General features: G+C 55.2%; 8 protein-coding genes. 5 read left to right on the forward strand and 3 right to left on the reverse strand.

Translation table 11 applies throughout. The annotated features are described in order from the left end of the window. Positions 1–336 precede the first annotated feature (336 nt). The 3 genes from IGS51_RS00730 to IGS51_RS00740 form a co-directional block, all read right to left on the reverse strand. Positions 337–936 carry a DUF1517 domain-containing protein gene (locus IGS51_RS00730; protein WP_367279219.1) on the reverse strand — a complete coding sequence of 200 codons (600 nt, stop codon included), beginning with the start codon at positions 934–936 and terminating at the stop codon, positions 337–339. Between the two features lie 120 nt (positions 937–1056). Continuing rightward, on the reverse strand, positions 1057–2070 hold the full coding sequence (locus tag IGS51_RS00735; RefSeq protein WP_297074885.1) for a threo-3-hydroxy-L-aspartate ammonia-lyase: 1014 nt from the start codon (positions 2068–2070) through the stop codon (positions 1057–1059). A gap of 22 nt (positions 2071–2092) precedes the next feature. Continuing rightward, positions 2093–2875, reverse strand: a complete 783-nt coding sequence (locus IGS51_RS00740; protein ID WP_297074887.1) for a DUF4058 family protein — start codon at positions 2873–2875, stop codon at positions 2093–2095. A 203-nt stretch (positions 2876–3078) separates the two neighbouring features. On the opposite strand from IGS51_RS00740, the gene IGS51_RS00745 reads away from it, so the two are divergent. The 5 genes from IGS51_RS00745 to fldA all read left to right on the forward strand — a co-directional run bounded on the left by IGS51_RS00745 (position 3079) and on the right by fldA (position 9451). Next, a complete protein-coding gene (locus IGS51_RS00745) occupies positions 3079–5325 on the forward strand; it encodes a Calx-beta domain-containing protein (RefSeq protein WP_297074888.1) in 2247 nt (748 codons plus the stop codon). A 178-nt stretch (positions 5326–5503) separates the two neighbouring features. Beyond that, positions 5504–6052 carry a universal stress protein gene (locus IGS51_RS00750; protein ID WP_297074890.1) on the forward strand — a complete coding sequence of 183 codons (549 nt, stop codon included), beginning with the start codon at positions 5504–5506 and terminating at the stop codon, positions 6050–6052. A gap of 415 nt (positions 6053–6467) precedes the next feature. Beyond that, a complete protein-coding gene (locus IGS51_RS00755; protein ID WP_297074892.1) occupies positions 6468–7481 on the forward strand; it encodes a hypothetical protein in 1014 nt (337 codons plus the stop codon). A 203-nt stretch (positions 7482–7684) separates the two neighbouring features. Continuing rightward, entirely contained in the window at positions 7685–8713 is a 1029-nt protein-coding gene (locus IGS51_RS00760; protein WP_297074894.1) for a chlorophyll a/b binding light-harvesting protein, read from the forward strand. 225 nt (positions 8714–8938) lie between these two features. Then, positions 8939–9451, forward strand: coding sequence for a flavodoxin FldA (gene fldA / locus IGS51_RS00765; protein WP_297074895.1), 513 nt, complete (start codon positions 8939–8941; stop codon positions 9449–9451). Positions 9452–9571 lie beyond the last annotated feature (120 nt).

The raw sequence follows: 9571 nt of genomic DNA on the forward strand, positions 1-9571 counted from the left end.
CCCCCCCGAATCTCCCAGAGAGGACGAGCAGGCCAGCGTGGTGAAGGCCAGCGTAAAGGCTGCCGTGAGGGCAACCAGCTTGCGAAGCACAGAAAACTGCATCATGAGAATCAATGGGTGAAACAAAGAAGGGAACTTATCAGGCGTTGAGGTTGACAAGGGTTTGATAAAACAAGTGAACCGGGCTGAACGCTCAATAAAAATCGGCAAAAATCGGCCCTGACTCTAATCTAAACCAGACGCAAGACCTGAACCAAGCGCAGTCCGTCACAGCGCCACAGGAAACAGGCTCGGCAAATAGGCTCGGCAAACAGGCTCGGCAAACATGCTAGAAGTCTACAGGGGAACAAGTTCGGGGTAGTGCTGCAATAGCTCGTCGTAGGTGAGTTCGTCGCCCAGTTGCGCCGGGGAAAAATGCACCTGAATCGCCCGCAGCTTTTCGTTGTGGTGCAGGTTGATGATGGACTTTAGCCCCATTCGCAGGGCGCTGGCGTTGGTTAGGTCGGTTTCCAGGGTAGGCACTTCGCCTTCATAGGCGACGGTGATCATTACCACCAAGTTTTGAGTAATGGGCAGAATCAGCGGCGTTTCTGCATCCTCTGTGTCCGAGTCCAGCAGTTCTGCACCGCTGCCATAGCGCTGGGCCGAGTCGGTAAAGAGTTCCGTCACGTAGTCGCCCGCCTCGCCCTCATCCCAGAAGACATCGCCCTCGTTGGCGGCGGATTGCCAGTAGGATTCGTATTCCAGTAGGTGGTCACAAATGGTGACGAGTTCTTCGCCCAGTGCGTCCAGGTCACCCTCAGCGGCGATCGCCCGCTGTCCAGCCTGGTTCAGCACGCCCAGCAGCGGCGCAACCTCGCGGCCGGCTAGGTGCAGAAAAATACGGCACACGACAAACCGCGTCTTGCCGCTGAGTTGTTGAAAGCGATCGCGCAGGGGCATAGGAATTTAGATTTTGAGATTTGGGATTTTGGGTTTGGGGTTTTGGATTTGGGGTTGGGTTAAGCAGCAAGATGGCTATCCCATTCATATTTTGTCATCTGGCTTCCTGTTTCCTCACCTATCGGCGGGGAGGATTTCCGCCATCAGCGCCCCAATTTGCCGAAGGTCTACGTTGCCGCCGCTGATCAGCACACCGACGCGCCCCGTCACCTGCGGCAAGTAGCCTTCCAGCAGAGCCGTGGCCGCCAGCGCTCCCGTTGGCTCGATCACCAGCTTCATCCGCGCCCACAGGAAAAACAGCGTCCGCAGTAGCGCGTCATCGGGCACGGCCACCATGTCGTGGACGTAGTGCAGCACCAGGGGAAAGGTGAGGCTGCCCAGCGCGGGGGTGCGTGCGCCGTCGGCGATCGTGTTGGGATTTTGCACGGTTTGCAGCGTTTTGGTGTGAAAGGATCGCGTCGCGTCGTCTCCGGCTGCGGGTTCCACGCCGATCACCCGGCAACTTGGGGAAAGCGTGTGGGCGGCGATCGCACAGCCCGACAGCAGCCCGCCGCCCCCGCAGCACACCAGCAGATAATCCAGTTCGCCCACCTCTTCGATCAGTTCCTTTGCCGCCGTGCCCTGGCCGGCGATGACGTGCGGATGGTTGTAGGGCGGAATCACCACTGCGCCGCGCTCCTGGGCGATTTGCTGGGCCACTTGTTCGCGCACGGCTTCGGCGCGGTCATACAGCACCACTTCTGCGCCGTAGCCCCGCGTGGCATCCTGCTTCACCTGGGGCGCGTCGGCGGGCATGACGATGGTGGTGGGGATGCCCAGCAGCTTGCCAGAGAGGGCGATCGCCTGGGCATGGTTTCCCGATGAGTAAGTCAGCACGCCCCGCTGTTTCTCTTCGGGCGAAAGCTGCGACAGCGCGTTGTACGCCCCGCGAAACTTGAACGCGCCCATCCGCTGGAAGTTCTCGCACTTGAAAAACACCTCGCAGCCCGTGCGATCGTTCACCGTGCGGCTGGTCATGACGGGGGTATGGTGGGCTACACCCGCCAGCCGCGCCGCCGCCGCTGCCACATCCGCGTAGGACACGGGCAAATCGTTGACCTGATTGGAAGTTGAAGCAGCAAGTGCCATTGCGATGTCCACCCGATTTTTTCTAAGCCTTTTCAATTGGTGACCGCAGCCATTCCATGTCCAGTTCAGAGAGCGCGGGTGGCGGCGGTGGCTGGCGGTAGTCAATCGACAAGTCATAGGCGGCCTCGTCGTAGATTGCCCTCAAAGCTGCCCCCAAATCGAGCGGCACTGCCTCATCGGGCGATTGCATCGGCACGGGAAGGGTGGGTAGCTCATCCCCAAGGGCGATCGCCCAAACCTCCACTAATCCAGAATGGGCGCGAGTCAACGTCACCAGATAAAGCACCACAGGCAAGCGCGGATGATTATACGGACGAGCGCCTCTGCGGAGCAAATCGATCTCAATCAAATGCACATTGGCTTGATAGAGCCGTTGCCGCTTGCGGCGATACTCGCTCAAGCCGGGTTCTCGCTTATTGACCGGAGACAGAATTTCAATGCAGCTAATCAACCGATTCTGAGCCGTATCGCGAATCTCGATGGTCGGAATGCGAACCTCGACGGGTAGAAGCAGCGGCAGGGTTAGGAGGGCAGGCGTGGTTGCCGTTGCGCCTTGGGACGCGGGGCCGGTTTGGCGACTCGCCTCAGTCGGCTGCACCTGAAGCACTTCTATATCAGGATACAAAATGCCAATTTCACTCTCTGGCGACGTATCTTCGACCCGGTACACTTCCGGCCGCGCTGTGTAGCGAGGGCGCAGCAGCGGCACGGGCATTTGCCGAATTTTGTTGGCAAGGGCGTTGTGTACACCTGACCAGAGATAGCCTTCAAGATAGGGGTCCATTCTAGGAAAAGGCGACGGCATGGCTAAAGCGTCCGAATCAACTATCCGAATTAACTATCCAAATCACTGCCCAATCATTTTCTCGATCATAATGGCACTCTAGATCGCTAAAAGCGTTAATTTGACGAGAGTTTTCAAGAATCTTCAGACTTTTCGATCAATTCCTGAATTATGCAAGTTTTTCCTGGAGAATATTCGAGAATTACTTCTGGAGACAACCTGCAATGGCAAAGAAGAAGGGCAAGGGAAAAGGTGTTAACTACTCCTCACCCTACGGTGACGGCGTGGACTGGGATATAAACGACTATTTACCCGTTTGGGAACTGCCAGAAGGCGAAACATTTAGCCCCATCGATCCGCTATCTTTTAACGCGGATTTGCAGGGACGCTCTCAGCTTTTTCTGCCGCTGTATGTCAACAATGACGGCATTGGCAACGATACAGACGGATTTAACACGATTACCCTATCGCTCGATCCGACAGATACAGTCGGCTTTACTCAGGAAACTTATATCTTGAAAGAATCATGGGATGCAATCGCTGGTGATGTTTTCACAGACCCTTATCGATTTTCCTATCCTCAACCAGAACAATTGGCAGATTACCTGTCAAAAACATTTTTAGTTGATGGTGCTAGTCGCCCATTCAACACGCCTCGCCTCATTCCGGGCGGACGCTTCAAGGAAATCATCATTATCATCGAAGATGCTCAAAGCCCGTTGCCTATTCAGCTTGGAGCAGAAAATAACACCGTTCCAGGCAGCGGCATTGGCGATACTAGCGGCATCAATGTGATCTATGCGGGGGCAGGTAGCGACACAATTGACACAGGCGATAGCGATGATACCGTGCGGGGCGAAGAGGGTGACGATTGGCTAGTAGGTGGCAATGGCGACGACATGCTCTACGGTGAAGCTGGTAACGACTTGCTGCGGGGCAGCAATAGCCGAATTACAGATTTTCAAAATTCCAGCTATACCCGCCCAGCAGGTGACTATCTAAATGGTGGTACAGGCAACGATACGCTTTATGGCGAGGGAGGCTGGGACACAATTGATGGGATGGAGGGCGATGATCTCATCTATGGCGACAATCCTGACCCTGGCTTGGATAACCCTGATTCTGAAAACCCTTTTACAGACGAACAAGATGTTTTAAGCGGAGGTAACGGCAATGATGTTATTTTGGGCGGAGCCGATAACGACAAGTTGTTTGGTGATGCAGGGGATGATTACTTATCGGGTGGACCAGGACGAGACACTTCGGAAGGCGGAGATGGGCGCGATCGCTTCGATTTCTACACCTATCGTCCCGGATTTAATGATGACGATTTTATTCGTGACTTCAGCCTGGCAGACGATACAATTGGTGTCTACATAGGAACCGCAGAATCGTCTAGCTTTCGCAACGTTGGGCTGACTGTCAACAGCGCTATTTTACCCAGCCAGTTTGTCATTGGCAGCAACGCAACTACAGCCAACCATCGCTTCATTCTTACCTTAAGTAGCTTTGGTGACTCTTCCGCATCCTTGTTTTTCGATCCCGATGGCTCTGGCCCCACCGAGCAGATTAAGCTAGCTGATCTCAGCAGCGGTGATGGCTCAAGCCTCAGCAATTTCAACCACACGCACATCGTCACCTTTGATGACACCCGCCGTCGCCCAGCGCCCAGCGCCCCCCTGCCGCCAGCGCCCAGCGTGCAGTTTGCCCAAAGCACGCTGCTGATTAACGAAACCGCAGGCGTTGCGACCCTGACGCTAAATCGTACCGGAACGCTGGCGGGATTGTCTCAGGTCGGCGTGGCGATCGCCGGTGGAACGGCAACTCCCGATATAGATTTCGGCGCTGCGCCATTTCCGCAGACGATCACGTTCGGCATTGGCGAATCCCAGAAGACGATTGAAATTCCCATCCTCAGGGATGCATTTGTGGAAGGAGACGAAACAATTCTGCTGTCTCTTTCCCCCATGAATAACCCCTTTGCGGGAACACTGGATACGCTGATTGGGAACGCAAATTTGGCAACGATTACCATTCAAGATGCAGGCGCAACGAATGGGAGTGATCTGCTGGTTGGCACGCCGCAGAAAGATGCGATCGCCGGACTGAACGGCAACGACACGATCTTGGGACTGGGCGCAAATGACACCCTCACGGGCGGGCGCGGCAACGACACGCTGTTTGGCGGCACGGGCAACGACAAACTGCGGGGCAACCAGGGGCGCGATGTGTTTGCGCTGGAGCGGGGGCCGGGGTCAATCCGGATTCTGGATTTTCAGGATGGGGGCGATCGCCTCGGACTCCCCCCCGGACTACGCTTTCCCCGGCTGAAAATCGTGCAGCAGGGCAGCGGCTCCAGCGTCAGCACCCGCATCAGCCTCGGCAGCGACCTCCTCGCCATCCTCCCCGGCATCGCCAAAGCCCAAATCACCAAAGCCGATTTTGTCTCGATCCGCCCGCCTGCAATTTAGCCTGCATCCTGCGTTCCCACCTCCCAAGCTCGTAAAGTCCTGTTGCAAACCTGAGATGACCCACGCAAAATGCGATAGCTTGTAGGTAGGCAGAAATACGCATTCATTCCATCGCGTCTTCTGATGATGACCCTCGTTAAATTCCCTCTTCGCTGCAATTTGGTAGGGAGATACCGTTATGACATTCAAGAAAATCTTGGCGGCACTCGATCAATCTCCATTGGGGCAATCGATTTATGAACAGGCGCTAGAGCTGGCGAAAACGCAAAACGCTGAGCTAATGCTGTATCACGCATTGAACCCTGATTTGATCCTAGGCCCGATGCTGCTGCCAGGCGAAATGGGACTAGCTCCACAACTGGTGACACAAGCTTATGAAGCGCAGCAGAACTACCTAGAGCGGCAAACCCAAGAGGTACGCGACTGGCTGAATGATCTGTGTCAAGGGGCGATCGCCCAGGGTGTGTCTACCCAATTTAGCTACCGCTGCACCGATGCCGGACGCGGCATTTGCGACTTGGCGAAAGGGTGGAATGCGGATTTGGTGCTGCTGGGCCGGCGCGGCCGCAGTGGCTTGACGGAAGCTTTCCTGGGCAGCGTTAGCAACTATGTGTTGCACCATGCCCCCTGTGCAGTGTTGGCGTTGCAAACGACACCCAAGCCCTCGACTGCCCTACAGTCCGACGTGGCGCAGACCGATTTGGCGAAGACCGCGCCCTTGTCTTAGCCAGAACATGAGTTCGACTCCGACGCTTGGCAGGAGTCGTCAAGGTTATAGAAGATTTGGATGACATCGAGGCGCAATACGATGGAAATCATGGCTGGGCTATTTTAACTTCAAGTCCAGCCTCAGCGTTTCTTTCAAACGTTTCTACCCTCGAACTCACGTTAATACCTCAGAGGGTGTTTGAAAAGGTATCGCCTGTAATGTTAAGCACTCAGAGATCCCCCCTTAGCCCCCCTTAAAAAGGGGGGAACCCGCCTTAAAGTCCTCCTTTTTAAGGGGGATTTGAGGGGGATCTTGCACGCTTTGCTACAAACAGTAGGACTTTTCAAACGTCCTCTCACGTTAATACATAGGTGCAGCAGCGTAGGCAATAGGAATTGGCGTAACCCCATTTCTCGTCTAACGGGAGCCAACCATGAGTCATCGTACTGCACCTCCTGCTACGCCTGCTGCGTCTCCACGTCGCCAGCGCCCCCTGCTCTGGGTGGGCCTGGTCGGTGTGCTGGCGCTGTTGGGCGGCGTGGTTTATCCAGAACTGCGAAACTCTGGAATTTACCGCAAGGGCGAGGCCGCCTACCAGACAGGCGACTGCCCAACGGCGATCGCCCAATTTACTCGCCTGCAAGACCTCAACGCTGAAAAATACGTGACTCGCGCTACCCCACTGCGCGGCGAATGCGAACAATTTTTGAAAATTGGCACGGATCAAGCAGCGGCTGGCCCCAGCGCCACGCTGGTCAGCTACAGCCAGTTTTTGACATTCAACCCCGATACTGCCCTCCGCGAAACTGTCCAACAGCAGACCAGGACGCTGTTTCAGCAGCATAGTCCCGACGCGCTGGCCGATGAAAAAGTCTGTTCCAGCATGACGGCACTGGTGAACCAAAACCTCATGGTTGACCCCGCAACCCAAGCCCCAGCACTCCACTTCGCCTGTGGCAAAAAGGATGAGGCGCAAAAAGATTACGCGGGCGCGATACAGCATTACGGCAGCGTGCTGAACGACTATCCCAACGCCACCGAAGCGCGAGATGCTGAAGCGGCGATCGCCCGCACGCTAGTTGCCCAAGCCAACGAAACAGGCGCAGGCAAGATTCCGCCGCCACAACCCCTGGGGTCTTCCGGCAACAGCAGCAGTGTGGTAAAAATTCGCAACGACTCGCCCAATGTATTACGCATTGTCTTTAGCGGGCCAGAACCGCAGTTTGCCGAATTGCCGCCCTGCCGCGACTGTCAGGTGTACAGCACGCCTCCCCGATCCTGCCCCGAAAAAGGAGCAGAGGGAACCTATACCCTCAAGCCTGGGCAATACAGCGTGCTGGTGCGGGCCGCAGACGACAGCAGCGTTACGCCGTTTACGGGCAACTGGTCGATGCAGCAGGGCAAAGCCTACAGCAGTTGCTTTTATCTGGTGCGGCGGCGCGTGTAGAACGCACTGGGCCACGCAGAAACGAAGTCTGGGTTAGGGAGGGCGATCGCCCTCTTTTTTGTGCCTGCTGCGACGATTGATACAAAACTTTATGGACTGCTATTGAGAACTATTCCGATTTGTGGGGTAGGCTTCTTATTGAGGATATTTCTCATTAATCCTCGATGACTTGCAGTTCCTAACATGTGAGGACAGTTGTCTTTATGCAAACCTACGATAATCCCGATGTGAAATATGACTGGTGGGCCGGCAACGCCCGCTTTGCCAATCTCTCTGGATTGTTTATTGCAGCCCATGTGGCCCAGGCTGCACTCATTACCTTTTGGGCCGGTGCTTTCACCCTATTTGAAATTTCCTGGTTTGACCCAACGCGCTCAATGGGCGAACAAGGACTGATCCTGCTGCCACACCTGGCCACGCTCGGTCTGGGCGTTGGCAGCGGCGGCGAAGTGGTCGATACCTATCCTTACTTTGTAGTCGGGGCCGTGCATCTCATTTCGTCAGCCGTTTTGGGTGCAGGAGCGCTGTTCCATACCTTCCGCGCCCCCGAAGATTTATCCGCTGCGTCGGGTCGCGCCCGCCTCTTCGACTTTAGCTGGGATAATCCCAAACAACTTGGGATAATTCTCGGACATCATCTGCTGTTTTTGGGTGCAGGAGCGCTGCTGCTGGTGGCCAAGGCGATGTATTGGGGCGGACTATACGACGCAGCCACGCAAACGGTGCGCTTGGTGACAAACCCAACCCTCGACCCCGCAGTGATTTATGGCTACCAGACCCATTTCGCTAGCGTCAATAATCTGGAAGATTTGGTCGGCGGGCATATCTATGTGGGTCTGATGCTAATTGGGGGCGGAATCTGGCATATCCTGGTGCCGCCACTGGACTGGGCCAAGAAGGTGCTAACGTTCTCCGGAGAAGCGATCTTATCCTACTCGCTGGGCGGCATTGCGCTAGCCGGCTTCGTCGCTGCCTACTTCTGTGCGGTCAATACGCTGGCCTATCCCGTCGAGTTCTACGGGCCGCCGCTAGAGGTCAAGCTCGGTGTTGCGCCCTATTTCGCAGATACCGTCGAGCTTCCAATGGGGGCACACACCTCGCGCTGCTGGCTGGCAAATGCTCATTTCTTCCTGGCGTTTTTCTTTTTGCAGGGTCACCTGTGGCACGCGCTGCGGGCAATGGGCTTCGATTTTCGCCGTGTGGAACGGGCGCTGAATACGATTGAGGTGTAGGCTTGCAGCACAGGCTTGATCTGTAGACTCGAACTGTATGCTAAAGCGCAGGCTAAAAAGTGCAGGCTAAGGTGCAGGCAAAAATGCAGGCAAAAATGCAGGCGGTTTGCAAGATTGCCGAACGCTTAGCGGAATGTGATCATGAGTGTCTATGGCTCCAACGATCCATTGAGAGAGGAGAACACTTTTCTTTAGAACGTTCAATGGATAGAAGTCGGAGAAACTATGGCGAAGATTGGGCTATTTTTTGGAACGCAAACGGGCAATACCCAAGCCATTGCAGAACAAATTCAAAAGGAATTTGGCGGAGATGGTGTAGTGGAACTAATCGACATTGCCGATGCCAGCCCTGAGGATTTTGAAGCGTATGAGTGCGTGATTGTGGGCTGTCCGACGTGGAATATTGGCGAACTGCAAAGCGATTGGGAAGGATTCTATGACGAGCTAGATGCGATCGCCTTTTCTGGCAAGAAGGTTGCGTACTTTGGCGCGGGCGATCAGGTCGGCTATGCAGACAACTTTCAGGATGCGATGGGCATTTTAGAGGAAAAGATTTCGTCGCTGGGAGGCACAACGGTCGGCTACTGGCCAGTCGATGGCTATGACTTCAACGAATCGAAAGCGGTACGCAATGGCAAGTTTGTAGGACTGGCAATCGACGAAGATAATCAGTCTGACCTGACGGACGAGCGCGTAAAGTCCTGGGTCGCCCAACTCAAGCGGGAATTTGGGGTGTAAGAGGGTGTTTGAAAAGGGATCGCCTGTAATGTTAAGCACTCAGAGATCCCCCCTAGCCCCCCTTAAAAAAGGGGGGAAACCGCCTTAAAGTCCCCCTTTTTAAGGGGGATTTAGGGGGAT

The sequence above is a fragment of the Thermoleptolyngbya sp. M55_K2018_002 genome (assembly GCF_015295965.1).
In the GTDB taxonomy this organism is placed as follows: Bacteria; Cyanobacteriota; Cyanobacteriia; order Elainellales; family Elainellaceae; genus Thermoleptolyngbya; species Thermoleptolyngbya sichuanensis.